This window comes from Marinilactibacillus sp. Marseille-P9653 (assembly GCF_916618885.1).
GTDB lineage: Bacteria > Bacillota > Bacilli > Lactobacillales > Carnobacteriaceae_A > Marinilactibacillus.
Map to the genome: position 1 here is coordinate 259,027 of NZ_CAKAKH010000001.1, position 26,330 is coordinate 285,356.

A 26,330-nucleotide genomic window follows, 5' to 3' on the forward strand; every position below is an offset into this window, starting at 1 on the left:
CTGGTTTTTAAAAATCCTAACTTTAATAGGTGAAATAAATGCAGATCATATGAGTTGTTAATGTAGCGTATCATTGTTATGTTTTTTGTAAGAGAGTATGAGAACCACTATGATTTGTACTAATTTTTTTTGTAGAGACATTCTATTTAGACGAAAGGAAGATTACTAGGTGAAAAAAGTGTTTTTGTTCAGTACATTGATACTATTATTATCAGCTTGCGGGAATAACGAAACAGCTGAAACCGATGAAACAAACGAATTAAAGAGTGAACAAACTTCTGAAATAACGGACTCAAATCAGACTCAAGAAGACGCTGATGTTGAGGAAACAGAAGCTGAGGAAGATTCTTCAGAAAACTCAGATAGTGATTTATCAGATGAATCAAACCAAGAAGATACGGAGATGACGGAAGAAGAGGCTAAAGAGAAAGTGATCGCTTATATAAACGAACAAAGTGGACCTACAGAAGCCGAGTCTTATAATTTCAATATAGTGGATGAGGGGGAGGTTTATACGGCTTCAATGTATACCTCTGTATCTACAGATGAAACAAAAGGGGCGCCAATCATTTCAATGCATGAAATCAATAAAACCACAGGTGAAGTAAAAAAAATTGAGGTAGGACCTTACGATCTGAATACAGCCACCAGTGAAATTGCCTCCATGAGTGAGGAAGAAAGAAAAGCACATCACCGAGAACTGGTTGCCGAAGGAGAAAGTATAGATGAAAGCGTCTTAGAACAGTTGATGCTTCCAGGTGTGCATAAGAATACTACGTTTTATGAAGGTAGGATAAATGCTGGAGATACTGTGGAACTTTCTCTTGCTACTGCGGATACACCACCGGAATATGAAAAGTTAGAGTTTTCTCCGGATATAGATACAGAAGGGTTCTTTACCATTAATCTCAGTCCATATGATTTAACCCATAAATCAGTTTTTCGTTTTTCTATTCAAGGAGACTACTCAAACGAGCAAATCTTTGATATTCCAATATTTGAAGCGCAAGAAGGAATGGAAAATATTGGAGTGAGAGAATAACAGCGTTAGTATATTTAGCTTTTCCTTTAAGAGTATTTCTATAAATCAGGTATATTAGGAGGTGATTCCATCTAGAAACCGTTGACGTTTCGTTTAATAAAATTATAGAATAGTACCCTAAAGCTTTTTAAGGGGGGAAACTGATGGAACGAGTCACGATTGTAGGACCTTCAGGTTCTGGAAAATCTACGTTAGCTAAACAATTAGGGGAAGCTTTTGAATTACCTGTTTTCCATATAGATCAGTTGTTTTTTGATCCAGGCTGGGTTGAGAAGTCAAAAGAAAAGTTAATGGGAGAGGTAAATGGTATTCTCGATGAGAATGAGTGCTGGATTATAGAAGGTAATTACGGAATAACGCTACCTTCTAGACTATCCAAAAGCACCCATGTATTTTTTCTTGATTACCCGCGTAGAATCTATGCTCATAGAGTTTTGAAGCGATTAATTCGTACTTACGGGAAAGTCCGAGAGGATATGGCACCGGGCTGTCCAGAAAGAATCGATTTACCATTTTTAAAATATGTCTGGAATTTCAAAACACAGAGACGGGAAAGGTTATTCAAGCTTGTTCAATCGGGATTACCGATTGATTGTAAGTTAATTGTGTTCAAGCACCCAAAAGAGTGTGAACAGTACTTAAAGGATATAGAGAAAGCTAGACACCGCTGATTTAACAACTCAACGATGTCTAGCTTTTTCTGCTGAAAAATCATAAATATTTCTTGAGGCCATTTGAACTAGTCATTTGCCATTTCTTCCTGCATGACCTCATCCATCCAACGTAAACTATCATGGATATTCTCAGAAGCGACTCTATGATATTCATTACCTTCTAAGTCTTGAATCATACTGTCACTTAATTTTTTGAACCGTTGCGAATAACCATTCGCTGCTACGACGTAGTAATTTTTATCCAATTTAATTGTCATATTTAGATATTCTTTTGTGCCGTCTTCGATGCCTTTCTCAAGTAACTCCTTTGCTCCAAGGGGTAAGTCATCTTCCGCTTGATCACTTCTCAAAGTACCATTGAAACCATGAGAGCTATATATTGCTACACTATTTTGATCAAATGATAAGAAGGACTGATCTAGTTCTCTTGAAAGAGAATAATTCAACTCCCAAGAAGATTCAATGAGGTCATTCGGACTTAATCCTTCTTCATTGACTTGAGTATGTTGACGCGTATTTAAATAGTAGGCTGTACTGAAACCTATGACGATCAATAATAGTGCGCTGAGTACGACATTTAATACTTTTCTTCGTTCACTTTTTTTTACCTTCCGTGAAATTTCTTCTATGATATTTGAATCTTCTTTCAATAATTCATCCAGTGGAACTTGATAATATTCACTGATTGCTACTAACATTTCAAGATCCGGATAGGTTCTTCCAACCTCCCAACTAGATATGGTCTGTCTAGACACATGTAAAATATCACCCAATTCTTTTTGAGACAGTGAAGCTGATAACCTTTTTTCTTTTAAACGCTCACCGATTTCCATTATCCACTCTCCTATTTGCCTTTTCATCATTATAAAACTAGACAGCTAAGGAATGCTAGGTTAGTTTTACTATTTTTATCAAGAAGGTTGATTTGACGGGCTGCTACAATTTGTTGCACCTCCATTATTACATTTTTTATAATCATTTGTACCTTCTGATGAGACATAAAATTGGAATAACTAGATGATTTTTAGAATTCTACTATTGATTTTATGTGCGACGTGCTTGTTTTCTCTTTTGACAGATACTTGTTTTTCTACATTGTTTTTTCCGATTTCCTTTCCATTTCCTCCAAAATTTTCCATTGATTCTATATTAATATGACTATATAAACATTTTGAATAGTTATATTTATTTCGATATTAGTTATATTTTTAGTTGAAAAATTAAACACAAACAATCTTCATAGAATCTTTATCTTCATCTGATAAGCTATTAAATGATTGAAGTACGGTGACGGTTGTTACATTCAAAGCTAAACTTAACACGCATCGTTCTATTAAAATGGGTTTAAGGAGTTTTATAAATGTCTAAAAAAAGAAATGCTCATAATCGGAGCAGTCGTAAATTGAATAAGAAAAGAACAGGTTTTATATTATTGTTCGTGGTTCCGCTCGTTATGCTTTTGGCAGGTGGGGCTGCGTATGCAGCGAATCTTTTCAAAACAACCGAGAACATACTCGAATCGTCTTATCAAGAAATTGAGCGTTCTGAACCAGTTGAAAAAGTGAATCCGATTGAAGAGCCGATATCGATTTTACTAATGGGGATTGACGACGATGATGAAAGAGGGCTTGGTTCTGCAAGAGCGGATTCGATTATCTATGCGACAGTAAATCCCGAAACGCATCAATTGGATATGGTTTCAATTCCTAGAGATACTTATGTTCCGATTATGAATAAGGGTCAAGAAGTGAAGATGGACCGGATTAATACGGCCTATGCTATTGGAGAAGAAAATGCAGTGGTGGAAACAGTGGAGACTTTTTTAGGTTTACCTGTTAATTATTATGCTACCTTTAATTTCCATTCGTTTTTAGATGTGATTGATGCACTTGGAGGGATAGATGTTGATGTCCCGGTCGATATTGTAGAAATGGATTCTAAAGATAATAGCAAGGCCGTTACACTTGAAAAAGGCCTGCAGACATTAGATGGTGAACAAGCATTAGCTTTGGCACGTACGCGAAAAATCGATGATGACATTGCTCGTGGTCAAAGACAGCAATTGGTCATTAAATCCGTTATTAACAAAGCAACTGATTTAGGTTCTATTACAAAGTACAATGATATTCTAAGAGGTATCGGTTCGAATATGAGAACCAACATGAAAATGAACGAGATCAAAAGTGTCTTGCAGACAGGTTTGAATGAGTCGTTTGATACAGAATCTCATGTGTTCGAATGGACAAGCTTTAAAAATGCTGGAAGAGACCTGGTGAAAATTGAACCAAGTAGTTTTGAAGACATTCAACAGTCTTTATCTGAGTCATTAGAATTGGAAGAGCAAACCATTAATGATATTACTGATGGCGTTGAAGCCCAAGACGTGTTAGACGAATCGGAAGATGATGGTCGATATAGTAAAGATTACCCACAAACTGACTTGAAGAAGCGGAGTGGATCAGCACTAGCTGGTTCAGATAGTTATGAATAAAGGCGCTGAATATCTAAAATCAGGTGCAAAAGAAACTGTATCAGTGCACTTGCTTTACCGGAGGATCAAGTATCTCTTGTTCTTCTTAGTCGTTTTGTTAGGGGTGTCAGGTTATCGATATTGGGTTGGTGCGATTGAACCATTAGACGAAACGAGTACAGAACAAATTGTTGTACAGATTGATAGAGGTCAGTCTCGCGCTGATATTGCGAGAAAGTTAGAGAGAGAAGGTGTGATCCAAAGTGCCTTTGTCTTCAATTATTATGCACGGTTTACGAGTGATCGTATATTCGTTGCAGGAGAATATGTGTTTTCTCCTGCTCAATCACTTGCTTCAATATTAGATAAAATGCAAAAATAATATAACTGAAAAATAACAAAATAAAAATTGGATGTTTTAATTGTTTTAAAAAAGTTAGAAAAGTAGAAATGATTACCTGATGTTCCTTCAAAAGTGAACGTACTTATCCTATAAAAAAAGCCAAGTGCTAATCGGCACTTGGCTTTTTCGTTGTTTATTGAGCGTATAACGCTTTGATTTGGTCTTGTACAGTTTTGTTTTCTAGGAATTCATCATAAGTTGTTTCTGAACGGTCAACGACCCCGTTAGGTGTAATTTCAATGATGCGGTTAGCTAATGTTTGAATAAATTGGTGGTCATGCGATCCAAAGAGAATAGCACCTTTAAAGTCGATCAATCCATTATTCAGTGCCGTAATAGACTCTAAATCCAAGTGGTTTGTCGGATCGTCCATTACGAGTACATTTGACTTACTTAACATCATTTTAGACAGCATACAACGAACTTTTTCTCCCCCGGAAAGGACAGATACTTGTTTTAATACTTCTTCTCCCGAGAATAACATTCTGCCTAAGAAACTGCGCAAGAAAGTATTGTCATTCTCTTCTTTGGAAGCATATTGACGAAGCCAGTCTAAGACTGTTGAACTACTGTTATTGAACTCAGAAGAGGTATCTTTTGGTAAATAAGATTGAGAAGTAGTTACACCCCACTGGAATGATCCGGTATCAGGTTCCATTTCTCCCATAATGATTCTGAAAAGGGTCGTGATAGCCACGTCGTTTAGACTTGTGAAGGCAACTTTGTCGTCTCTGCCAAGGTTAAAGGAAATATTATCCAAAACTTTTTTACCATCAATCGTTTTAGAAAGGTTTTCTACACGCAGAAGGTCATTTCCAATTTCGCGCTCTGGACTAAATCCAACAAATGGATAACGTCTAGAAGAAGGTTGAATATCATCTAGAGTGATTTTATCTAGCATTTTTTTACGTGAAGTCGCTTGTTTTGATTTAGAAGCATTTGCACTAAATCGAGCAATAAAGTCTTGAAGTTCTTTTATTTTTTCTTCTTTTTTGCTATTAGAATCTGCAGCAAGTTTTGAAGCTAACTGACTAGACTCTAACCAGAAGTCATAATTACCAACAAATAATTTGATTTTACCAAAATCGACATCAACCATGTGCGTACAAACTTTATTTAGGAAGTGACGGTCATGGGAAACAACGATAACAGTATTATCAAAATTAATCAGGAATTCTTCTAACCACTTGATTGACTGTGCGTCTAAACCGTTGGTAGGCTCATCTAGTAGCAAAACATCAGGATCTCCGAATAATGTCTGAGCAAGTAAGGCTTTAACGTGTTGTCCACCTGTTAGTTCGCTCATTTTTTGATTGTGTAAAGCTTCAGGAATACCTAGACCTTTTAATAGAGTCATCGCTTCAGGTTCAGCTTCCCAACCATTTAATTCAGCGAATTCGCCTTCAAGTTCAGCAGCACGAATACCGTCTTCATCTGAGAAATCTGCTTTTGTATAAATCGCATCTTTTTCTTGCATGATTTCATATAAGCGTTTGTGTCCCATAATAACTGTATCGATAACAGTTTGTTCTTCAAAGTCATAGTGGTTTTGTTTTAAAACAGCCATACGTTTATCAGCTGGAAGAGAGACATTTCCAGAAGTTGGAGAGATTTCTCCAGAAAGTATTTTTAGGAAGGTAGATTTACCAGCACCGTTAGCACCGATAACACCGTAGCAATTGTCATTGTTAAATTGTAGATTCACATCGTCAAATAATTTTCTATCTGAAAAGTTTAAACTTACATCTGTTACTGTGATCATTTAATGATAGCCTCGTTTCTTTTTGATCTTTACCGCAATAAGGCAATTTATGCCCATTACGTTCTATTATACGTCATTTTCAAAATAATGCATTGTTTATGAGAGGGGAAAAAGAAAAAAAGATTGATTTTTTAAAACTGTCACAATTTATCTGTTGTGTACAATTAGATTGTCCAAAAAAAGATGAATTTATTCATAAGTTATACTATTCCGTACAAAAATATCAAATGAATAAACGATTTTTGTAAAATTTTTCGTTCAGTCTACTTATGAACAAAAGGAATTTTCATTATTCCTAATTCGTATTAAATGACATTTAACTATTTTGAACATATAATAATCTTACTTTCAACTTTTGACGCCCTTAAAATCTTGCATTCTTGGGCAACAATATAGAAAAGTCTAAGAAGATAGAGGAGTCGTTTGAAAATGATGGAGAGTATAGGTATTGAAAAAAGTAGTTTACAAGATGAATTGATTGTAAATGCACTAGAACAAAATATTGCAATCATTCGCTTTGATACAAATAAAAGAGTAACTTATGTGAATGATAATTTTGCGAATGTTTTAGGGTATCATAAAGAAGAATTATACGGAAAAGAACATAAATTGTTCTGCTTCCCTGAATTTGTAAATAGTCCTGCCTATGAAGAATTGTGGACGAGTTTATTGAATGGTGTGAGCTTTCAAGATAAAATTGTTCGTCGTAATGTACACGCAGAAGAAGTTTGGTTGGAGGCGACCTATTTCCCAATCTATAATACAGACAACACGGAAGTTGTGGGGGTCGCAAAAGTAGCAACAGATATTACAGAGAGACAAAAAAATATTGAAACAGTCACAACAGACTTGCTAGATATGTCTAGCAAGCTAACAGAGTCTTCTCAAGAAGGGATCAAAAAAGGTAGGGAACTATTAGCGGGAAGCAAAGGAATGATTGATTTATCAACGGTTAGTACAAGTAATCTGAGTGAACTACAACAAAAAAATAAATCTATTCAGAGTATCGTTGAAACCATTCAAGATATTGCTTCAAACACAAACTTGTTGGCCATTAATGCATCGATTGAGGCAGCTCATGCCGGCGATTATGGACGTGGATTTGGAGTCATCGCTCAGGAAGTGAAGAATCTTTCTCAAAAAGTTTCTGAGTCAGCTTATACGATCGGAGAAGATATTCTAGCCGTTACAAATAATATTGATCTAGTTGTAGAAGGAAATGATCAGTTAAAAGATCATATTTTGATGAGTGAAAAACAAATTGATGGAACCATCACGGAATTCAATCGAATCGATTCGGAGTCTCAGAATCTCCAGAAACAAGCCGGTAAATTAGAAACGATTATTTAACTCGTCAAAAATAATGTTGTTGCGTTCTCTATTTTTATCGATAAGTCTTAATACTATCTTCATCTCTATCTTGTAGACTAAACTTATAGAAAACAGATAAAGAGGTAGGAGTGATCTGATGAAAAACTATAGAGAAATTTTGACTAAGCAGCGAGCTTTCTATGAATCAGGCACAACAAAAACACTGGAATTTAGAATACAAGCATTGAAACGACTAAGAGAAGCCTTGGTTTCAAACGAACAAAGACTGATAGATGCTTTGAAAAAAGATTTGAATAAATCCGCTTTTGAAACGTATTCGTCTGAAATTGGTGTCGTTCTTCAAGAAATCAGATTCATCACACAAAATTTAAAAAAATGGATCAAACCAAAGCGAGTCAAAACGGCCTTTACGCATACAGGTTCCAAAGGGGTTGTTTATTCTGACCCTTATGGAGTTGTACTGATTATCGGTCCTTGGAATTATCCGATTCAACTCATCTTGTCTCCATTAATTGGAGCGATTGCTGGTGGTAATTGTGCAGTGATTAAGCCATCCGAATTGACTCCTGAGACCTCAAAAGTGCTCTCAGAGTTGATCTCAGATTGTTATCCTGCAGAGTATATCACTGTTGTTCAGGGAGATGCTGAAATAACGAAAGCACTACTATCGGAAAAGTTTGACTATCTTTTCTTTACAGGTAGTGTGCCTGTTGGGAAAATTGTTATGGAAGCAGCGTCAAAACACCTAACGCCGGTCACTTTGGAGTTGGGCGGGAAAAGTCCCGGGATTGTTCACGAAGATGCCGACTTAAAACTGGCGGCTAAAAGAATAGCCTGGGGAAAATTTATGAATGCCGGACAAACTTGTGTGGCGCCAGACTATGTGTATGTACACAAGAATATTAAGCAAGCTTTCCTTGAACGAGTGATCGAAGAAACGAAAGCACTCTATGGATACGAACCAATCGAGAACGAGCAATACACGCATATTGTGAATCAAAAACACTTTAATAGACTAAAAGGCTACTTGAAAGAAGGACAGCTTGTCTATGGAGGGAAAAATAGAGGAGAAGCGTTAGTGATTGAACCAACGATTCTTGAAAAAGTAACTTTTGATGATACAGTCATGCAAGAAGAAATTTTTGGACCGATACTTCCGATCTTAGAATACACAGATATAAATGAAGTCATAGAAGGTGTCAAACAAAATCCTAACCCGCTAGCGCTCTACTTGTTTACAGAAAATAAACAGATAGAGAATAAGATTGTGAATTCTCTATCATTTGGTGGAGGCTGTATCAATGATACGATTTTCCACATCGTTACACCTTATCTTCCTTTCGGAGGCGTTGGAACGAGTGGGATGGGTACGTATCATGGGAAAAGCAGTTTTGATGCGTTTACGCATCAAAAAAGTCTGTTAAAGCAAACAACTAAATTTGATAATCCTTTTAGATATCCCAATGCTAAAAGAGGGATAGATATCATCAAAAAAATCATGAAATAGAAAAAATAGGCAATCCTAACTGGTATTAGGACTGCCTATTTTTTTAAGATTCTTTTTCAAATCCAAGCAAAATGCCTCGAACGTACTTGATGGTAAGATAACCTAGATACAATTCTAGTGAAAACGCTAGTAGATAGATCCACCATTCATTTAACTCTATAAAAGTGGGTGTAGCATACATTAAAAGTAAAAGAGGTAAAGCAAATAGAATCAGTGCTGAAATTAAGCGGATAGAAGAATGGATTTTTTGGTTCTTGAAATAGTGTCGAGTCATCGAAGTTACTAAAAAGTATACAAATTCTAGTACCATTTCCAATAAATCTAACATCTGGATCGCTCCTAATCTTATTTTAGTTAGCTATAGTATATTAGAAAACATTCACACTGATACGGAACAAAGACCGAAAACACGCTATCTTACGCGCTTTTGATTTAGAGTTGGTGTTTGTTTGGTGTTTAAAGATAATAAACGAAAATTAATGATGAAATACAAAACGGCCCTTTTTACACTTTCTGTTAGTGTTTGGATGAGCACCATTTTTTTATTATAGCTTGGAGGGTTTCGTTAAATAGTTGAGTTATTCACACATTCGTGACAAAATGTTAAACAAAACTACCTGTTTAGGTGATTAGGATGATAGCTGTTTGTTAAACAAACTATTTGAGCCCATGGCGGATATTCCAAAAAAACCCGGTAACTGGATCAGGTTGTGTACCGACCCCCAAAAGTTAGAGTAACATTCTAACTTTTGGGGGCTTTTTACATGGCGAAATATAGTCAAGAATTCAAATTAAAACTTGTAAAAGAATACGAAAATGGCAAATTGGGATATAAATCACTAGCTAAAAAGTACGGTATACCAGATTCTTCTCCTATTAGAAAATGGACCAACCTTTATAAAACTTATGGAAAAGAAGGATTAAGCCCAAAGAAATCGAAAGAAGTCTATCCTGTTCATTTCAAATTAGATGTATTACAATTTATGAAACGAACAGGTTCTTCCTACCAAGAAACGGCTAATTCCTTCGGAATCAGAGAACTTTCTGTTATTGCGAATTGGAATCAAGCTTTTAACAAAGAAGGGATAGAAGGCCTGAAACCTAAAAAAAAGGGACGACCTTCTATGTCTAAATTACCTAAAAAAACAAAAGTGAATAAGAGTCAGAGTATGTCTAGAGAACAAGAGCTAGAGCGTGAGAATGAACTTCTTAGGTTAGAGAACGCTTATTTAAAAAAGGTAAAAGCTTACGAGGAGAATCCAAATGCCTTCCTCGCAGAGCACAAACAAGGTTGGCATTTGAGCTCAAAAAAGAAGGATATAGATTGAAAGATATTTTCAAAGTTGTGGGCATTCCTGAGGCTACGTACCATTATCATATAAAACGAACAGGCGCAGAAGATTACGATTTGTCTTTAAAAGAACAGATTACTGATATATTCTATCAATCCAAAGAGCGTTACGGATATAAGCGAATCACGGACGAATTGAATGACACTGGAATAGTAATCAACCATAAAAAGGTCGATCGCTTAATGAAGGAGTTAGGGTTGAAATGTATTAAATTCACACGTAAGACTCGAAAATATAACTCTTACAAAGGAACTGTAGGAAAAGTTGCCAAGAACAAGTTAAACCGCCGGTTTAATACGTCAATTCCTTTACAGAAACTAGTGACTGATATCACTGAATTTAAATGTACTGGAGATCAAAAACTTTATTTTAATCCCATAGTAGATTTGTATAATGGTGAAATTATTTCTTACAGTATTAATAAGCGTCCTGTTTTAGATTTAGCAATGGAACCTTTAAAAGAAGCTATTAAAACGATAAAGCAAAAAGCTACTGTTCGCACTACGATTCATTCCGATCAAGGGTGGCACTATCAACATAAAAAACGGGTAAATTTATTAAAACAGAATAAAATCTTCCAGAGCATGTCTCGTAAAGCAACCTGTTCTGATAATGCCGTTATAGAAAACTTTTTTGGGATTATGAAGCAAGAAATGTATCACGGAGAACCTAAAGTAAGCTATGAAGAACTAAGAGAACAGATTGACGAATATATTGAGTGGTACAATACCACTCGTAGAAAGAAAAAACTGGCTGGCTTAAGTCCAGTAGAATACCGAACTCAAGCCAGCCAGTCGGCTGCATAATATTAAAACTCTAACTTTTGGGGGTCAGCACCTTGTTCCACAATCTTCATTAGCTTTTGTTTAGTAATTGGAGCAAATTCTGAGTAACGCCAATGGATAATGTGAAAGAGTACACTTAAACTAACTACTTTTCTAAAGCCTGCTGAATAAAGAATGTACAATATATTGAATTTTTGTGATTGTATGTCGGTGTTCGATAATATATAAGAGTTATTCCGTAAAACAGTTGGTTTTGTTTTGCTGTTCTTTTATAATTTTTCACTTTTACAATAGAACTTGATTCGAATCAATTTTTATTTCATAGAAACATCCTATACTAGAGTCATCAACAAGGAATACAAATGAAAATGAAATTGGAGGGAATCAACATGCAAAGATATATATTAAGTAAAAAGAATTCCATTACACTGATCAGTGCAATTTTGATTGCACTTGCATTCTTCGGACGATTTTCCTTAGACAACATGGCCATTTTCAATTGGTCGCTCATCATTGCATCCATTCTTGGTGTGGCGCCGATTGCAATCCAAGCCTATCAGGCATTAAAAGTAAAAGTTGTCAGTATTGATGTTTTAGTTACCATTGCAGTTATTGGGGCAGTATTGATTCAAAATTATGAGGAATCAGCCATCGTTACTTTCTTATTCTTATTTGGTTCTTACTTGGAGCAGCGTACCTTGAACAAAACACGTTCTGCCATTAAAGAATTAACAGAGCTGGCACCAGAAAGTGCTTTAAAGCAAATGGAAAACGGAGAATTTGAAGAAGTAGATGTCGATGATGTAGACGAAGGTGATATTTTATTAGTTAAAACGGGTGCAAAAGTTCCGGTAGATGGAACAGTGTTAACTGGTGAAGGTCACATTAATGAAGCAAGTATTACTGGAGAATCTCTACCTGTAAGTAAAAAGGTTGATTCTGAAGTATTTGCAGGATCTATCTTAGAAAATGGAACGATCCAAATTCGAGCTGATCGTGTTGGAGAAGATACAACATTTGGTAGAATTATCGAATTAGTGGAAGAGGCACAGGATTCCAAATCAGAAGCAGAACGTTTCATTGACCGATTCTCAAAATACTATACACCAGCTGTGTTAGTCCTTGGTTTTATTGTTTGGTTTTTCTCAAAAGATATTGAACTAGCTATCACGATTCTTGTTTTAGGATGTCCAGGTGCATTAGTTATCGGGGTTCCTGTATCCAACGTTGCCGGTATCGGAAACGGTGCACGTAATGGTGTCCTCTTAAAAGGTAGTGAAGTTATCAATGACTTTAGCAGAGTAGATACTATCGTTTTTGATAAAACAGGAACATTGACAGTAGGAAACCCTGAAGTTGCCGAAAAAGAATTTTACGGAAAAAATACTGAAGAGGTTCTAGGATATTTAGCAAGTGTGGAGCGTGAATCGGACCACCCACTAGCGAAAGCTGTCCTACAGGATATTGGCGAGACAACTTTCTCTACTGTTGAAGAAACCGAAGTCGTTAAAGGTGGCGGAATTGTAGCAAAAATAGGTGTTCATCGTATAGCCGTTGGTAACGTAGCTTTAATGGAAAAGGAAAATGTGAAATTAAGCGAAAAAGCTAAAAAAGACGTCGAACGCTTTGAGAAAAATGGGAATTCTCTTGTGTTAACTGCGGTCGACGGAGAATTAAACGTTCTGATGGGTATTCGGGATCAAATCCGTCCAGGTGTTAAAAAAGATCTTCAAAAACTGAAAAAACTAGGGGTCAAAAACCTTGTCGTTCTTTCTGGGGACAACCAAGGAACCGTAGATTTAGTTGCTCGAGAACTTGGGTTAACAGAAGCACATGGTCATATGCTACCGGAAGGAAAATCTGCTTATATCGAAAAAATGCAAGCAGAAGGCGGGATCATTGCCTTTGTCGGTGACGGAGTGAATGATAGTCCTTCACTAGCCTTAGCAGATATCGGAATTGCCATGGGAAGTGGAACAGATGTTGCAATTGAAACATCAGATGTTGTTTTAATGAATTCTGACTTTAGTCGTTTACCACACGCATTAGGCTTAACAAAATCAACTTCAAGAAACATGAAACAGAACATTACCATAGCAGTTGGTGTGGTATTAGTCTTACTTGCCAGCCTACTATTTAGTGAATGGATGAATATGTCAATCGGGATGTTGGTTCACGAAGCAAGTATCTTAGTAGTCATCTTGAATGGTATGAGATTGCTTCGATACCGTTTGAGAGAATAATTTTAATAGAAAGCAGTCTTGATGAATGATAAAGGGGAAGTATTCAGGTAGGAAGAACAAAATACTCCCCTACTTTTTCTTAAAACTTGATTTGCATCAAATTCATTTCGTTGAACCTGAACTATACTTAAATTGTAAAGAAGAAGAGGGAAAACAAAAAAATCAAAGATAAGATGAAAGGAGAAATAATTCATGCAAAAAGCAGTTATTCAATTAGAAACATTATCTTGTCCATCTTGTATGCAAAAGATTGAAAATGCGGTGAAAGGATTAAACGGGGTTAATCATGATAGCTTAAAAGTATTATTTAATGCCAGTAAAGTAAAAGTAGATTTTGATTCAGAAACGATCACCATTAACGATATCGAAAAAGCCATTGAAGACTTAGGATATCCAGTCGTCAAATCAAAAGTAAAATCGGCCTAAGACCAAAAAACCACAAGAAAGAGGGAACGAATAATGTCTGAACAAACATTTAACGAAGTAATAACAAACCATTTTGAAAAGCTGGATTTATACACCACTGCAATTACACGTGCCCATGGTAAGAATCACCCAGAAGCCTTTGAAGTACGTGAATTGTTTGAAACAATTAGTGGAAAAGTAAAAGACGCAGGTACGAACAAACCTGACTTAGATGCTGAATTTGCTCAATTACGAAAAATCACAGACAACTACACCATTCCTGGAGATGTATGTGAAACGTATGCAGGCACATTCGAGATGTTATCAGAAGTAGATAAAGCATATCAGGCTTAAAGTAACTCAAAAACAAAAGAATAGATTGGTTTACGGTCGTTAAAAAATGAAGGGGGAAATGATTTATGCAAAAAGCAACGATTCAATTAGAAACCTTATCTTGCCCATCTTGTCTCCAAAAGATTGAAAATGCGGTGAAAGGAATAAACGGTGTGAATCAAGATAGCTTGAAAGTAATGTTCAATGCAAGTAAAGTAAAAGTAGATTTTGATTCAGAAGCAGTCGCTATTAACGATATCGAAAAGGCAATTGAAGACTTAGGATATCCTGTTGTCAAATCAAAGGTAAAACCTGCTTAATCGAGTGAATAGAAAGGAAGCCTAGGATGCCCTCTTAGGCTTTTTATAAAAGGGAGAGGTTATTTTGGAACAAAACCAATGTTGTCATCACCAACATGGACATGCAGAATGTATTCGTATTGTTCCCATTTTCAACCATTTGGAAGACTCACAAATGGATTTGATTGCGGAATCTGCCAAGACACTTCATCTTAAAAAAGGGGAAATGTTATTCCGTGCAGATCAGGAAGATGATACCTTATATATTATCAATTCAGGTAAGGCTCGGATTTACCGCTTATCGGATTCTGGAAAAGAACAACTTGTTCGCATTTTAAATCCTGGTGATTTTACAGGTGAAGTCGCCATTTTCCAACCTGGAAGTATTCATGAGAATTATGCGGAAGCACTACAAAATACATCTATTTGTTTAATTAAACGAGGTGATTTACAGAAGTATTTGGTGGAATATCCGCAGATCTCATTAAAAATACTGTCAGAAGTAACGATGCGTTTAAAGGATTCTGAAAAACAAACCACACAAGTAGCGATTGAAAATGTAGAAACCCGCATTATATCCTTTTTAGCTGAGAATATTGAAAAGGGAAGTGGCAATAGTCCAACGATTATCTTACCAATGTCCAAAAAGGATTTAGCCTCGTATCTTGGTACCACACCAGAAACAATCAGCCGTAAATTTACTACTCTAGAAGAACTTGGATTGATTAAACAGTTACCGAAAAAGAAAATTAAAATAATGGATTTAGATCAATTGTTACTTCATACTGAATAAATATAAGCAGAGTAGCGTGCCATCATTAACGTGTTAAGTTTAATAGTACAAAACATAAAATAACAAACCTTTTAGCAATCCAATTAGCATATAAAATGGATTGCTAATTTTTGTTGATTTAACAATGTTTATCTACAAAAAGAAAGAGAAATGGCTACTTATTTGGCACTTATTTTACCAAGATGACATAAACTTGTGTCAACTGCATAATTCATTAGCAAAACACCCCCTAATAACTAAGCTAATTCCTCTGATAAATAACTAAGTAATTGGCAATTTATGTTAAAATTATAATTTGGATTGTGAATTAGTGTACTTAAAGTAATGGGTGCTTTTGTTAAATATCACAACTTATCAATAAGCTGAAAATATGCAATCTTTTATTCACCCTCTAACCCATAGGGGGAGTCAAATCTCTACATCTTTCAATATGGCGACCGCGCCCCAGCCACACGCGAAAAATCGCATAATTCGATAGGGGGGTACCCTGAAAGTGCCAAAATAGAGCCACATAGCCTTGTAAACCTTGTTATTAAAGGGTTTGCGGGTTATGTGGCTATTTTTATTTCGTCTGATAGTATATGTTTTTGCTATTAAATTGCCTGTTAAAACCCCGATTTAAGGCTGTTTTGGCCCGGAAAATGTGGAAATTGACTTGACGTTTTCGCAAAATTAAGTGATGTATGTAATGAAAAAATACAGGAGGTGCTTCAATGAAAGCATTATTTGGTCGAAAGTTCACTAATGTCATGGAACTAAAGGAAGCTACGGAAGATGCAAAGAAAAGAGGGGTGGTTGGCTCAAACTACACAGTCATCCGAGAAGTAGAATTAAGTGACCACGAGTTTATGAGGTTTTGCAGTGATTTTCTAGATGATCAGCCTTGGATAGAAAAAGACAATGGCGGTAGCAATGCAGCCGGGGAACTTCGCTGCATCCGAGTAAAAAATGTGGAAACTGATGAACGAATATTAGTCAACAACGAAGGGTATGAATACCCTCGCTACACTGCTATTGAAGAATAAAAACATTCAGAGAGCGGGTTTTGAGATAGATAGTTCCGTTATTGCAGAGTTTAACAATTACACAAAGAATATGGATTTTATGTTAAAATTCATCTGAATAGGATGAATGTTTTATTATAATTGCAACTCATTAAAAGCTATATTACTATTGTTGTATAATCGATATTTTGATACGCTCTTTAAATTGGAAAAGGAGGAGACTTATGAAAAAGTATATTTGTAATGAGTGTGGAGGAGAATTCTCCAAAAATCAACTCGATTCAGAATTACTGGTAGAAGGTGAGACTTTATGTAAAGGATGTGTCAGCAGCTTAATGGAAGCTGCAAGAGACTTTGTAGATCCTGATCATAATTTTGATTCGTATGAAGACTGGGACAAGAATGGACGTTAACTAAAATAACAGGAGTATTAAGAATAGCCCCCAATATAGTTGGTTAAGATTTTTTATTATTTCTTTGCTTACTATATTGGGGGCTTTAATTAAAAAAGCTATTGGAAGTAAACATTATCTCATTTTCCCCAATCGGGCGCATTAGTTGAAGAAGAGATCATCTTTTGATGGTCTCTTTTTTCGTACACAAATAACTTGCTATTCTGTGGCTTCAGAGTGATATATGGTGTAACCAAAAAACGAAAGGATGATAAGGAATGGAATTTAAAATCACTTATGAAGTCAAAGGAGAACCAAGGAAGGCACTAGTACATGCGATCAGCGAGTTCTTAAACACCATACCCAAATATAAAGGCGTTCCCACATGTGCTTATGAGATCGGAGACTTAGTAGTTGACCGGGAAGGGGCAGTTATTCTAAATAACAGCATGACCCCCGCAGAGGTGGACAAAATGGTCACGGTGCTCGAAGAACAAGGTTTCATGCCCACAAATTACGGTGAGAATGCCTTTGACGGCATTGAGGTAGCCATGCCAAGAGAGATGTTTACAGACAAGGCGATCGAGAACCTGCACAAGATCGTAAATGCCAAAGGGGAACTTATCAGCAAAGCCATCGGCACCATGGACTTAAGAATCATCGAAAACGATGTGAAAGTAAAGTTCCCATGGTTTCCAAAAACAGAGGACAGCGAGGAAGTGACCCATTACACTCAGTTCACCGAAGCCTTATGCAAAATGGCCATCGAGCGAAACCGAGTGGCTTCCACACCAAAGAAAAGCGAGAATGAGAAATACGATTTCAGATGCTTTCTATTAAGACTAGGGTTTATCGGGGACGAGTACAAGGCGCTTAGGAAGTTCTTGCTTCGAAACCTAACAGGCAACGCAGCCTTTAAACATGGGAGACCTAAAAAGGATGCAAACTAAAAAGAAGCGGGTAGGAGTGTGGACATTGACGTCTTCTCCTACCCGCTTTTCTTCTATTATAATAACTGTAGTAGTTTGATAGACTCTGGGATGATTAGTTTGGCATCCAGTCGCTTAAAAGCCGCAAAGCCAATCTGACCTTCCAGACTGTATTTCTCGTTTAACACCTTCATCGTAAGCGGCTGACGCTCAATCACCCAATAGTAGCTGAAGTCACCGAAGGCAATGGCTTTCTCGCCGCTCTCGATGCCCGGCATATAAGGTGAATGCACGACCGGCTTTCCTAGAATGGTGTTATCTACATGATTCCACAGATAGTTTCCGTTTGTGTCTTTTAGCGTTCGAAGGTAAAGAGCGGTTTCATCATTCATGACCCACACTGCATTTTTACGGTAATGCTTATCAAGTGAGAAGTACAACTTGATCACTTCATCATAGGTGATGGCATCGGTTTCTGTCGCTGTTACGCCGACTTGTGCGCCTTCTGTGGGGTGCAAAATGCCAGTAGGGGCATCGATGCCATCCCCGTTTATAAAGGCGTTTTCTTCCTCTCTACCGAACCTGCGGGCAAATTCGTTCTTCAGATATTTCTCCAAGTCGAACTTGTTGTCACTGACAAAGGATTACTTCAGCCTTGTCAAACTTGCTAGTTTATAAGACTCTAATGCGAACTGTGTAACCGTGTCGGCACTTTCGGGGATGGCAATATTCTCGTCTACCCATGCAGCCGTACCGGTTGAAGTGACCGCATGAATTTTTCCTTCTGTGGATGTAGTTTTAACCACAGTTGCGATTCTTCTAAATAGATTTTCCTTTTCAAGGGCTGTCGTGTAGCTGTCAATGAATTCATCTGGGGCAGGATAGCTCCCGGTGCTATCAGCCATGTCCCTCACAGTCGGATAGGCCACTTGACCTCTCATTGTGTTCCAGAATGCTTTGTTATAAGTAGTTTGATTTGTCATTTTGTTTCCTCCTAATTTTTATGATTTTTAACCCAGTTACGGGAAATGCAATAATGTATGACTTCATTCAGTGTCTGAAAGTAATAGCCGGAGCCTTGGTATTGGATGCACCAATGAGCTTTAGCATCTGACCGTTTATCTCTCATCACCACAACGGGATGCGAGTTGCCCAGTGGGATGATGTGAAACACTTCAAAATTTTCTAAGTCCAGATTTTTTCTTATTCGGCTTGGCAGTTTATCGATTTCTTCCATGGTCTTCACCTCCCAATCCATAAATTTGGTGACAGTTTTATCAATTCGGTGATTGTTAGGTACAGTTGTGTGAATGTGCAATACTCTTTAAAACCCTTTAATATCAAGGGATTAAGTGATTTTGGTGACAGAAGTGACAACTTCATCAACTTTACCTTTATACTCTTATATCTACCATTTCTTATATATATTTTATTTTTATATATTTCCTTAGAAGTTAAAAGAACTGTCACTACTGTCACTAACCTTTCTTAAAGTGTTGATATAACTGGGTTTGTCAGAGTAAATATTGTGGAATTACTGTCATCAAAACTTCCACCTGACATTCATCTTTGTCACTAGTTGGATGAAAGAAGCGGCAACTCATCATAGCCATAAGCGCTTTGATAATTGACTTTTGCCTCATCTGTTAAGGTATAGCTACGATAGAATGTACCGCCTTTGCCCCTGCGAACGGTCATATCTGCAAAAGTGGTGCCAAGATAATCTGCCAGTTCATTGCGGAACTCTTTTGCAGTTTTTGCGTAGCCATGATTGTTATCTGCACACCATGCCTTATACACTTTGTAGACTCGACCGGTGGTGCAGCTGTCTTTGATTTTTTCAAAGGGTCTAGGCTGCATACATTCATTAAAGAAAGCAATGATGGTATTGTTATCCGCCATATAAATTGATCTGGCATTTTCAACACATTGTGGTTCTGTAAAGATGTATCCATTTTGAATGACTTGCTTGAGCGCCATGATTGCTTTATAAACAATGCCATCACGCTCGGCATACATTTTATCCAGCAAGAACTTATCCTGTTTGTCCTTTGGAATGACGTTGTTGCAGTTGACCTGCATGATGCGGTCATAGACCCATTTCCCATCATCGCCACCAAATTTAGGTAGGCGGTTCATACAGAACCAGAGAAGTCCTTTATAGATAAACTCGAATCCGTTTTGTCCTTTGAACTCTCCAAAGATACTATCCCCACCGGTACATTGTTTGAAGATGCGAAGTTCACCAACGGTCAAGAAACTCATATCGGAGCTTCCCGCAAGACGCTTGTTGTAGAGATTACCGGTGCCAAATCGGGACTCCATCTCTTTTAAATCAATCCCGATGAAGTTGCCATTTCCCAATAATCGTTCTGTCAAAGTTTTTAGCTGTGACTTCCCGGTATCACCTTTACCAACCATGAAAAGTGATTTCTTCATACGATGTCCTTTTACATTGGAGAGAGTCACTCCCATAAACTCAAGGAGCAAATTCTGCACTGCCTCATCACTGTTGGTAAGGTCAGCCATGAACTGATCAAAGACTGGTGTAGGTTTAGCTTCGCCCAGCCAATCACAAGGAATCTGGATGGTGCTTAACACATCAGGACTGTGGGGTAGTAGCTTCATATCAGAAAGCCTAAGTAGGCCATTTTGGAAATTAACGATGTCCTCACCGGCATTCAGTTCCCCATGGGTTTTGAATTTCAAGTCAGTGGTAATCTGACGAAACACTTCATCTACATCCCGCATCTGCAAGATACTTTCATCAATGGATGTAATGTAACTTTTAATGATGCCTTTTAACATTTCATCCGCATAAAGCCTGTAACATCCATCCTCGTAGACATATCGTAAAACGCCACCTTTGGCACTATCACGAACGAAGATGTAGTGAAGGTTTTCTCGAATGTATCTTGCCAGTAAGGGACAGTTAACCTTTATGCGTTTGGAACGCTCATCGTAATAAATGTAAGAAGGCATGTCCTTACTGCCCGTATAGAACTGGTCATGACAACCTTCAATGGCTTTTTCGATGGTAGATGTGCGGTAATCATCACGCTCCCATTTTTCCCGGTATAGCTTGGACTGTCTGAACAGACTATCTATCTGTTCCATATCCCCACCGCAGTAGAATGCGAGGATATTACATAATGCTTGGTCGGCTTCTGAATGGCTGCCGTAGTCCGAAATGTCACCTTTGTCAAAAAGAGCTATAAATTTCTCGCCATTCTTGGCTTTTCTGGCGGTGACGATAATATCGAAATTGTTATTAACTGTGAAACCAACATTCTCAGACTCTATGAAACTACTTTTTTTCATGTATCTGTTCAAGAAGGTGAGCGCTTCATTGGTTCTATTCATTAAAGGCTGATCGCTAATCGCATTTCCTGTAAAAGTAAGGTAGCGACTAGTTAGTCCGCCGATGTAAATTTCCATCTGGTTGTGTGGGTTCTTGCTATAGTAATCTTTGGACAGCTTCTTAATGGAGTTACTATTTATTGAAACTGGTATCTGATTGATATCCACCTCAAAGAGGTGATGGGTGCCTTGGCCACTTGGAGAAAGTTCTTCATAGGTGTTCATCAGCACTCTAACTTCTTGAGCTAATTCACTATCAGCACCGATATCGTCAATATCAATTCCAGCAATACCAGATGGAAGGACAAGACCTACACCATCAAATTGATGAAGCTCTACAGCTTCACTAGCTTTATCAAAGGTTGTCCATTGAGACTGATACTCCTCTGTAGTGCCGGTTTTATAGCCCTTGGTGTTGTATAAGACTTTGGTACGGCGGCCTTTTTGCATTTCATAACGCCAACATACCCAAATCTTTTGTTATTTTAATTCGTTGATTTCCATAGCCGCCGACCTCCTCTTCGTTTAGTCTTCATCAAAAAGTTCATCTGCACATTTCTTGCATAGAAATCCAGCATAGATGGAATCGTTGTCGATGCTGTCATGCATGGATTTAATCAATCCGTTTACATCAACTGTGGCAACATAATCGCAGTTCTTACATTCGATTTTGATATCCATAAATATCATCTCCTTCCGGTTTTTCTGAGCCATCAAGTTGACTGAGTTGTTCGCATAATTTTTCATAATTGATGTATGCCTTTTTGCCCACGAAGATAGCGGGAAGCTTACCTGCTTTAAGTAAAAGCCTTAAGGCGTGTTCAGGGAGGATGCCTGTTTTAGCGGTTTCCCTTACGGTCAGCATGGTTGGTTTCTTGTTTTCCGACACGGTTCTTCTCCTCCTTGAGTTTTTTCTCCGCCTTTTTCAGCCAGTAGTTCTGGTTGTGTTTCTTCACCTTATCAGCGTTATTGCGGCGCCACTCTCGAAAATATTTTAATCGTTCTTCCCATGCAGCGGCTTCAAGTGTGTTTTTATCCATGAAACATACCTCCTTCTATAAATTCTGTTTCTCTTTACTTTCGCTTGAAGTATTTCGTTTCATCTGATAAATTTATGGTAATTCAGATAAAACAAAATAACAAGCATAAGAGAACTAGAATAGTAAAGTTCAAGTAAAACAGAAAAATAGAGGTGGGTTTAGTGGGAAATCAATTCAAAGGGTTCGATAATATTTTTGCCTTAACTTTAAGAAGCATGATGGAAGAGCATCCTCACACTGGGGAGAAAACCACACAAAAGGCACTGGCCAAAGCCATTGGTATCCGTCCACAGACCGTTAGTTTGTATATGGATGGCTCTACTCAGCCTACTGCAGATAACTTGTATAAGATTGCGAGATACTTTGATGTATCTGTGGATTATCTACTAACAGGAGTCAGCTCTGAGAACAAGGAGATACATAAAATCCTTGGTTTGTCAGAAGGATCGGTCAACCTTATTAAAAGAGCACATGATACAGACAAATTCGGATCTTATTCAGAAGTTGTACCGGTGTTGGATGAGCTTTTATCAGATGTGGACTTTTATCGTTTTTTAGAAGACTTGTCGTTTAAAATGGAGAATTTAAAAAAGCTGGCGCAGATGTCACCAGACGAGAAGGAAAAGATGATGTCCGGCCTAAATGTTGAGGGTTACTGGGCATGGGATTTGAACGCTTATGTAAATGAATTCATTAAGAAGGAACTAGAAAAACGGGGGATTTCTTTGCGTGAGGACTAAAGAAAATAGTCACACAGAATGGTGTTTATTCACTTGATTTATAACACCGTTAGAGTGATAGATACCATAAGAGAAATGAATTCTCACTAGGAAGGAGGAAACGAAATGCCAAGTATCAAAAAGCGAGGGGATACCTATAGAATTATGGTTTCTCTCGGCTATAACATGGAAGGCAAGCAAATCAGAAAGACCACCACATTTACACCACCGCCAAATGTCACGGAGAAAAAAGCGGAAAAACTAGCCACAGCCTTTGCCTATGAATTTGAGAAAAAATGTATGGGAATGACAAACTTCAATGAGAACATGCGATTTTCCGAGTTGTGCGAATGGTACTTTGAACAGATCGCACCACACAAGTTAAAGGAGAGAACGCTGTACACCAATAAGGAATTGATGAAGAGTTATGTCCTGCCATACATCGGGCATTTGAAACTCAAGGACATTACCACCGCTAGAATTGATGAAATGCTGAACCATCTCCACAAGCGAGGGAAAATCAGCAGATTCTATATCATGAAAGACCCATCGTTGCTTGGTGACGGGACAAGAAGGCCGACTGCAAGAAAGGCTGGTCTTTCCCTAGGTACCATCAAAACAGCCGCTAGAGGCGGTCGTGTGTCCAAGGCAACCGCCGAGAAGATTGCAGGGGCATTTGGCAAAAAGCTGAACGATCTGTTTATCGAGGAAGAAAGAGCTGATGAAGAAAAGGGAATTGATAGCACTTCTATTGCCAGAGTCAGAACCGCCACATCATCCATATTTAGCACCGCACTTAAGAAGGATATTATATGGAAGAACCCGGTGGTACACGCCACTTCGCCAAGGGGGACAGAAAAGGAAAAACTGTTCCTTGATGATAAACAATGCAAGCAGCTTCTAAAATATTTAGAAGAGGTACCCAACAACAATGCAAGAGTGGCACTGACCACACTAATGTACACAGGCATGCGGTCGGGAGAACTTTGTGGGCTTCACTGGAAAGATGTTGACTTGGAAAGGGGAACCATTCATGTTCGATACACCCTTTACCGGGCAGACGGGCAGTACAAGCTGTCAACTCCAAAGACCAAATCAAGTCTAAGAATGATTGCGATACCCGCTGAACTCATTACCATTCTAAAAGAGCATAAGAAGTGGCAAGAAGAATACAAAGAGTCGCTAGGGTCAAAATGGATTGAACGAGGAGCGGTGGTAACAGGTATGGAGGGAGAATACATTAGCGGGGTTTATCTTAACTCGACCTTGAAGAAACTGCTGAAGAAGCATGACTTACCGAACTTACACGTTCACGACTTGCGCCATGCTAATGCTTCACTGCTCATCAATGCCGGAGTACCAATCAAGTTCATCTCAGAGCATTTAGGGCATTCCAACACAAAAACCACAGAAGATATTTATGCCCATGTCTACAATGCAACAGCGGAGAAGGTAGCCAGTGCCATCAGTCAAGCCTTGGATGATGTGAGGTAGAAATGAAGATTACTAGAAGAAAAGACTACCAAAATTTGAATAAAATTAGTGTGCTCCAAGCGGGTACACTTTGCAAATTCGAGTGTGCTGTAAGGCTAAAATAATCCTTGCAGCACATTTTTTATAGAAAAGTGTACTTTTAGAGAAATAGTTGGTGTTTATCCGGTGTTTTAATTTGCGATAAAAGCCAAAATGAAAATGTACGATACACAATCAGCTTTCAACAAACCTCGATTTTATGCGGGTTTCAGGCACGTTCTTAAACAATACGAAACTACTTTTTACGGTTAGAAAAAGAAGCCGATAGATAGTACAATCAAAACAATGATTGGAGCAGGGATTTTTCTTGTAATCAGTAGTAATACAGTGGTTATTGTAATCAGAAGATTATCCCAACTCAGACCACTTTGTTGAGTCAATAAGACAGCCGCTATCGCGATCAGTCCACCGGCTACTGCAGCTACACCCTTTAAAGCAATTTTAAATCCTTTAATGTTTTTGATAGATGCCCACATAGGATAGACAAAGTAAATCAACAGTAGACCGGGAAGAAAAATACCAATTCCACCAGCAATCGCACCTAAAACTTGTAGAAAAGCAGAGTCTGCTTGAACGGATAAGCCACCTGCGTAAGCACTGAAACTAAACATAGGCCCGGGTATACCTTGAACTAAGCCGTAACCCGTCAAGAACTCCTGGCTGCTCATCAGCTGATTAACTTCTACAAGTTCGCTGTACATAACGGGAATAATGACTTGGCCACCACCAAAGACAAGATAGCCATAACGATAGAAACGCTCGAAAATGTGAATCAGTTCATTTTGGAAAACTGTAGCGAGAATCAAAGAAATGCCTGTGAAAAATAAAAATAAAGCGAGATAACCATAAGGCGGTTTGAGTGCAACACGGTTCCATAATTGCTTTTCTTTTGAAGCGAAGACACTCACCAGACCACCGATGGTCAATACTAAAGGGAAAATCCAAGGATCTCTTATAAAGTAAGTTGTTGTAGCACCGAAAACGAGTAAGCCTAAAGTGAGTTGATCTTTGATGACTTTTTTACCGATACGGTAAGAGGCTACAATAATGAAACCAACAGCCATCGGTCCTATGTAGCGTAAGATATCAGTTGAGATATCTTGCATATCTAGAAACTGATATAAAAAAGATAATATGGTCATAATCACTAATGCAGGAAATGCCCAGACAAGCATGGTCAAAAAAGCCAGCAAAGGGCCGCCCGTCTTGTGACCAATGGCAACGATTGTCTGAGTGCTGCTCGGTCCTGGAAGGAAACTACATAAGGCGATTAATTCAACCAATTCTTCTTCAGTGAGATACTGTTTCTTTGTGACGAGTTGGTCGGTAAAAACACTGTAATGTGCTTCGGGTCCACCGAATGCTCCCAGAGAACAGATGAAAATATCAATCAGAAAAGTTTTCCAAGTAATCGTAGAATTTTTTAAAGTTTGCTGCATGATTTAGACTCCTTATTGTCAGTGTATTGTACAGTCTATTCAAAGATACAATAAAAAGAAAGGCATATCTATGCTTAAAGGGAAATTTACAAACTTTACAATTCTCTGGTTGAAATTTGAAATTATAATTGATATGATTGCTTCATCAAAATGATTTGATTAAGGAGATAAGCGATGTCTCATATTAAAACGACAAAAATCGATTTACCGGATGTAGCGACTTACGCAAAACAATTCAAAGCACTGTCCGATCCAATACGGTTATCCGTTTTACACTTACTAGCAATGAATGGGAAATCTTGCGTTTGTGATTTAGAAGAATTACTCGATTTACCGCAGTCCAAGCTGTCCTATCATTTGAAAATTTTATTGAATGCCGAGTTAATCCAGAAAGAAATTTCAAAAACATGGAGTTATTATTGGGTAGACGAAGATAAAACAAACGAACTACTTTCTGATCAGTTTTGCTACTTTTTAAAATCTGCAGAGGAAGACTGCTGCTAATAGGAGATTA

Annotated in this window: 28 protein-coding genes and 1 pseudogene; 19 read left to right on the plus strand and 10 right to left on the minus strand. The window is 37.7% G+C overall.

The window, feature by feature from the left end:
* Nucleotides 1–169: 169 nt before the first annotated feature.
* Nucleotides 170–1,042: a hypothetical protein gene (locus tag LG377_RS01335; RefSeq protein ID WP_225742935.1), complete on the plus strand. Its 873-nt coding sequence runs from the start codon at nucleotides 170–172 to the stop codon at nucleotides 1,040–1,042.
* 143 nt (nucleotides 1,043–1,185) lie between these two features.
* Nucleotides 1,186–1,713, plus strand: coding sequence for a hypothetical protein (locus LG377_RS01340; protein ID WP_225742936.1), 528 nt, complete (start codon nucleotides 1,186–1,188; stop codon nucleotides 1,711–1,713).
* Nucleotides 1,714–1,781: 68 nt separating this feature from the next.
* Here LG377_RS01340 and LG377_RS01345 read toward each other — a convergent pair whose 3' ends face one another.
* Nucleotides 1,782–2,549 carry a helix-turn-helix transcriptional regulator gene (locus LG377_RS01345; RefSeq protein WP_225742937.1) on the minus strand — a complete coding sequence of 256 codons (768 nt, stop codon included), beginning with the start codon at nucleotides 2,547–2,549 and terminating at the stop codon, nucleotides 1,782–1,784.
* Between the two features lie 527 nt (nucleotides 2,550–3,076).
* Between LG377_RS01345 and LG377_RS01350 the strand changes: the two genes are divergently transcribed.
* A complete protein-coding gene (locus LG377_RS01350) occupies nucleotides 3,077–4,207 on the plus strand; it encodes an LCP family protein (protein ID WP_225742938.1) in 1,131 nt (376 codons plus the stop codon).
* Nucleotides 4,200–4,568, plus strand: coding sequence for an endolytic transglycosylase MltG (locus LG377_RS01355; protein ID WP_225742939.1), 369 nt, complete (start codon nucleotides 4,200–4,202; stop codon nucleotides 4,566–4,568). The genes LG377_RS01350 and LG377_RS01355 overlap by 8 nt, the downstream gene beginning before the upstream one ends.
* Before the next feature lie 154 nt (nucleotides 4,569–4,722).
* Here LG377_RS01355 and LG377_RS01360 read toward each other — a convergent pair whose 3' ends face one another.
* Complete coding sequence (locus LG377_RS01360) at nucleotides 4,723–6,351, minus strand: ABC-F family ATP-binding cassette domain-containing protein (protein ID WP_225742940.1); 1,629 nt, start codon at nucleotides 6,349–6,351, stop codon at nucleotides 4,723–4,725.
* Nucleotides 6,352–6,780: 429 nt separating this feature from the next.
* Here LG377_RS01360 and LG377_RS01365 point away from each other — a divergent pair, with 429 nt between their 5' ends.
* Nucleotides 6,781–7,701: a methyl-accepting chemotaxis protein gene (locus LG377_RS01365; protein WP_225742941.1), complete on the plus strand. Its 921-nt coding sequence runs from the start codon at nucleotides 6,781–6,783 to the stop codon at nucleotides 7,699–7,701.
* 118 nt (nucleotides 7,702–7,819) lie between these two features.
* Complete coding sequence (locus LG377_RS01370) at nucleotides 7,820–9,190, plus strand: aldehyde dehydrogenase (RefSeq protein WP_225742942.1); 1,371 nt, start codon at nucleotides 7,820–7,822, stop codon at nucleotides 9,188–9,190.
* Between the two features lie 43 nt (nucleotides 9,191–9,233).
* Here the strand turns inward: LG377_RS01370 and LG377_RS01375 are convergent, their stop codons facing one another.
* Nucleotides 9,234–9,518 (minus strand): hypothetical protein, encoded by a 285-nt coding sequence (locus LG377_RS01375; protein WP_225742943.1) that lies wholly within the window; start codon nucleotides 9,516–9,518, stop codon nucleotides 9,234–9,236.
* Nucleotides 9,519–9,954: 436 nt separating this feature from the next.
* Here LG377_RS01375 and LG377_RS01380 point away from each other — a divergent pair, with 436 nt between their 5' ends.
* From LG377_RS01380 to LG377_RS01425, 10 genes are all read left to right on the plus strand, one after another.
* Nucleotides 9,955–10,518, plus strand: coding sequence for a helix-turn-helix domain-containing protein (locus tag LG377_RS01380; protein WP_225742944.1), 564 nt, complete (start codon nucleotides 9,955–9,957; stop codon nucleotides 10,516–10,518).
* Nucleotides 10,482–11,348 carry an IS3 family transposase gene (locus LG377_RS01385; RefSeq protein WP_225742945.1) on the plus strand — a complete coding sequence of 289 codons (867 nt, stop codon included), beginning with the start codon at nucleotides 10,482–10,484 and terminating at the stop codon, nucleotides 11,346–11,348. Before LG377_RS01380 ends, LG377_RS01385 begins: the two co-directional genes overlap by 37 nt.
* A 368-nt stretch (nucleotides 11,349–11,716) precedes the next feature.
* Nucleotides 11,717–13,570: a heavy metal translocating P-type ATPase gene (locus tag LG377_RS01390; protein WP_225742946.1), complete on the plus strand. Its 1,854-nt coding sequence runs from the start codon at nucleotides 11,717–11,719 to the stop codon at nucleotides 13,568–13,570.
* A 192-nt stretch (nucleotides 13,571–13,762) separates the two neighbouring features.
* Nucleotides 13,763–13,996 (plus strand): heavy-metal-associated domain-containing protein, encoded by a 234-nt coding sequence (locus LG377_RS01395; RefSeq protein WP_029333960.1) that lies wholly within the window; start codon nucleotides 13,763–13,765, stop codon nucleotides 13,994–13,996.
* 33 nt (nucleotides 13,997–14,029) lie between these two features.
* A complete protein-coding gene (locus tag LG377_RS01400; protein ID WP_026907429.1) occupies nucleotides 14,030–14,329 on the plus strand; it encodes a hypothetical protein in 300 nt (99 codons plus the stop codon).
* A 65-nt stretch (nucleotides 14,330–14,394) separates the two neighbouring features.
* A complete protein-coding gene (locus tag LG377_RS01405; protein WP_026907428.1) occupies nucleotides 14,395–14,628 on the plus strand; it encodes a heavy-metal-associated domain-containing protein in 234 nt (77 codons plus the stop codon).
* Nucleotides 14,629–14,692: 64 nt separating this feature from the next.
* Nucleotides 14,693–15,400 carry a Crp/Fnr family transcriptional regulator gene (locus LG377_RS01410; RefSeq protein WP_225742947.1) on the plus strand — a complete coding sequence of 236 codons (708 nt, stop codon included), beginning with the start codon at nucleotides 14,693–14,695 and terminating at the stop codon, nucleotides 15,398–15,400.
* A 713-nt stretch (nucleotides 15,401–16,113) separates the two neighbouring features.
* Complete coding sequence (locus LG377_RS01415; protein WP_225742948.1) at nucleotides 16,114–16,425, plus strand: hypothetical protein; 312 nt, start codon at nucleotides 16,114–16,116, stop codon at nucleotides 16,423–16,425.
* Between the two features lie 203 nt (nucleotides 16,426–16,628).
* Complete coding sequence (locus tag LG377_RS01420; RefSeq protein WP_225742949.1) at nucleotides 16,629–16,817, plus strand: hypothetical protein; 189 nt, start codon at nucleotides 16,629–16,631, stop codon at nucleotides 16,815–16,817.
* Between the two features lie 257 nt (nucleotides 16,818–17,074).
* Complete coding sequence (locus tag LG377_RS01425) at nucleotides 17,075–17,746, plus strand: virulence protein (RefSeq protein ID WP_225742950.1); 672 nt, start codon at nucleotides 17,075–17,077, stop codon at nucleotides 17,744–17,746.
* 56 nt (nucleotides 17,747–17,802) lie between these two features.
* Here the strand turns inward: LG377_RS01425 and LG377_RS01430 are convergent.
* The 6 genes and pseudogenes from LG377_RS01430 to LG377_RS01455 all read right to left on the minus strand — a co-directional run bounded on the left by LG377_RS01430 (nucleotide 17,803) and on the right by LG377_RS01455 (nucleotide 22,125).
* Nucleotides 17,803–18,708 (minus strand): annotated as a pseudogene (locus LG377_RS01430) (phage major capsid protein).
* 11 nt (nucleotides 18,709–18,719) lie between these two features.
* The gene (locus LG377_RS01435; protein WP_160549536.1) at nucleotides 18,720–18,962 is read right to left on the minus strand and encodes a hypothetical protein; all 243 of its coding nucleotides are present in this window, start codon (nucleotides 18,960–18,962) and stop codon (nucleotides 18,720–18,722) included.
* A gap of 338 nt (nucleotides 18,963–19,300) precedes the next feature.
* Nucleotides 19,301–21,535 carry a phage/plasmid primase, P4 family gene (locus tag LG377_RS01440; RefSeq protein ID WP_225742951.1) on the minus strand — a complete coding sequence of 745 codons (2,235 nt, stop codon included), beginning with the start codon at nucleotides 21,533–21,535 and terminating at the stop codon, nucleotides 19,301–19,303.
* Nucleotides 21,536–21,610: 75 nt separating this feature from the next.
* A complete protein-coding gene (locus tag LG377_RS01445; protein WP_225742952.1) occupies nucleotides 21,611–21,766 on the minus strand; it encodes a hypothetical protein in 156 nt (51 codons plus the stop codon).
* Nucleotides 21,744–21,974: a hypothetical protein gene (locus tag LG377_RS01450; RefSeq protein WP_160549538.1), complete on the minus strand. Its 231-nt coding sequence runs from the start codon at nucleotides 21,972–21,974 to the stop codon at nucleotides 21,744–21,746. Before LG377_RS01450 ends, LG377_RS01445 begins: the two co-directional genes overlap by 23 nt.
* Complete coding sequence (locus LG377_RS01455; RefSeq protein ID WP_225742953.1) at nucleotides 21,925–22,125, minus strand: hypothetical protein; 201 nt, start codon at nucleotides 22,123–22,125, stop codon at nucleotides 21,925–21,927. The genes LG377_RS01450 and LG377_RS01455 overlap by 50 nt, the downstream gene beginning before the upstream one ends.
* Before the next feature lie 161 nt (nucleotides 22,126–22,286).
* On the opposite strand from LG377_RS01455, the gene LG377_RS01460 reads away from it, so the two are divergent.
* Complete coding sequence (locus LG377_RS01460) at nucleotides 22,287–22,865, plus strand: helix-turn-helix domain-containing protein (protein ID WP_160549540.1); 579 nt, start codon at nucleotides 22,287–22,289, stop codon at nucleotides 22,863–22,865.
* Between the two features lie 105 nt (nucleotides 22,866–22,970).
* Nucleotides 22,971–24,338, plus strand: coding sequence for a site-specific integrase (locus LG377_RS01465; protein ID WP_225742954.1), 1,368 nt, complete (start codon nucleotides 22,971–22,973; stop codon nucleotides 24,336–24,338).
* 287 nt (nucleotides 24,339–24,625) lie between these two features.
* Here LG377_RS01465 and chrA read toward each other — a convergent pair whose 3' ends face one another.
* Nucleotides 24,626–25,816 carry a chromate efflux transporter gene (chrA, locus tag LG377_RS01470; protein ID WP_225742955.1) on the minus strand — a complete coding sequence of 397 codons (1,191 nt, stop codon included), beginning with the start codon at nucleotides 25,814–25,816 and terminating at the stop codon, nucleotides 24,626–24,628.
* Nucleotides 25,817–25,990: 174 nt separating this feature from the next.
* Between chrA and LG377_RS01475 the strand changes: the two genes are divergently transcribed.
* Entirely contained in the window at nucleotides 25,991–26,320 is a 330-nt protein-coding gene (locus LG377_RS01475) for a helix-turn-helix transcriptional regulator (protein ID WP_225742956.1), read from the plus strand.
* The last annotated feature ends 10 nt before the right edge of the window (nucleotides 26,321–26,330 follow it).

Bases quoted from the DNA above. Each gene is read 5' to 3' on its own strand.
- LG377_RS01340 (WP_225742936.1), top strand. From the start codon at position 1,186: ATGGAACGAGTCACGATTGTAGGACCTTCAGGTTCTGGAAAATCTACG.
- LG377_RS01345 (WP_225742937.1), bottom strand. From the start codon at position 2,549: ATGGAAATCGGTGAGCGTTTAAAAGAAAAAAGGTTATCAGCTTCACTG.
- LG377_RS01350 (WP_225742938.1), top strand. From the start codon at position 3,077: ATGTCTAAAAAAAGAAATGCTCATAATCGGAGCAGTCGTAAATTGAAT.
- LG377_RS01355 (WP_225742939.1), top strand. From the start codon at position 4,200: ATGAATAAAGGCGCTGAATATCTAAAATCAGGTGCAAAAGAAACTGTA.
- LG377_RS01360 (WP_225742940.1), bottom strand. From the start codon at position 6,351: ATGATCACAGTAACAGATGTAAGTTTAAACTTTTCAGATAGAAAATTA.
- LG377_RS01365 (WP_225742941.1), top strand. From the start codon at position 6,781: ATGATGGAGAGTATAGGTATTGAAAAAAGTAGTTTACAAGATGAATTG.
- LG377_RS01370 (WP_225742942.1), top strand. From the start codon at position 7,820: ATGAAAAACTATAGAGAAATTTTGACTAAGCAGCGAGCTTTCTATGAA.
- LG377_RS01375 (WP_225742943.1), bottom strand. From the start codon at position 9,518: ATGTTAGATTTATTGGAAATGGTACTAGAATTTGTATACTTTTTAGTA.
- LG377_RS01380 (WP_225742944.1), top strand. From the start codon at position 9,955: ATGGCGAAATATAGTCAAGAATTCAAATTAAAACTTGTAAAAGAATAC.
- LG377_RS01390 (WP_225742946.1), top strand. From the start codon at position 11,717: ATGCAAAGATATATATTAAGTAAAAAGAATTCCATTACACTGATCAGT.
- LG377_RS01395 (WP_029333960.1), top strand. From the start codon at position 13,763: ATGCAAAAAGCAGTTATTCAATTAGAAACATTATCTTGTCCATCTTGT.
- LG377_RS01400 (WP_026907429.1), top strand. From the start codon at position 14,030: ATGTCTGAACAAACATTTAACGAAGTAATAACAAACCATTTTGAAAAG.
- LG377_RS01405 (WP_026907428.1), top strand. From the start codon at position 14,395: ATGCAAAAAGCAACGATTCAATTAGAAACCTTATCTTGCCCATCTTGT.
- LG377_RS01415 (WP_225742948.1), top strand. From the start codon at position 16,114: ATGAAAGCATTATTTGGTCGAAAGTTCACTAATGTCATGGAACTAAAG.
- LG377_RS01420 (WP_225742949.1), top strand. From the start codon at position 16,629: ATGAAAAAGTATATTTGTAATGAGTGTGGAGGAGAATTCTCCAAAAAT.
- LG377_RS01425 (WP_225742950.1), top strand. From the start codon at position 17,075: ATGGAATTTAAAATCACTTATGAAGTCAAAGGAGAACCAAGGAAGGCA.
- LG377_RS01435 (WP_160549536.1), bottom strand. From the start codon at position 18,962: ATGGAAGAAATCGATAAACTGCCAAGCCGAATAAGAAAAAATCTGGAC.
- LG377_RS01440 (WP_225742951.1), bottom strand. From the start codon at position 21,535: ATGCAAAAAGGCCGCCGTACCAAAGTCTTATACAACACCAAGGGCTAT.
- LG377_RS01445 (WP_225742952.1), bottom strand. From the start codon at position 21,766: ATGGATATCAAAATCGAATGTAAGAACTGCGATTATGTTGCCACAGTT.
- LG377_RS01455 (WP_225742953.1), bottom strand. From the start codon at position 22,125: ATGGATAAAAACACACTTGAAGCCGCTGCATGGGAAGAACGATTAAAA.
- LG377_RS01465 (WP_225742954.1), top strand. From the start codon at position 22,971: ATGCCAAGTATCAAAAAGCGAGGGGATACCTATAGAATTATGGTTTCT.
- chrA (WP_225742955.1), bottom strand. From the start codon at position 25,816: ATGCAGCAAACTTTAAAAAATTCTACGATTACTTGGAAAACTTTTCTG.
- LG377_RS01475 (WP_225742956.1), top strand. From the start codon at position 25,991: ATGTCTCATATTAAAACGACAAAAATCGATTTACCGGATGTAGCGACT.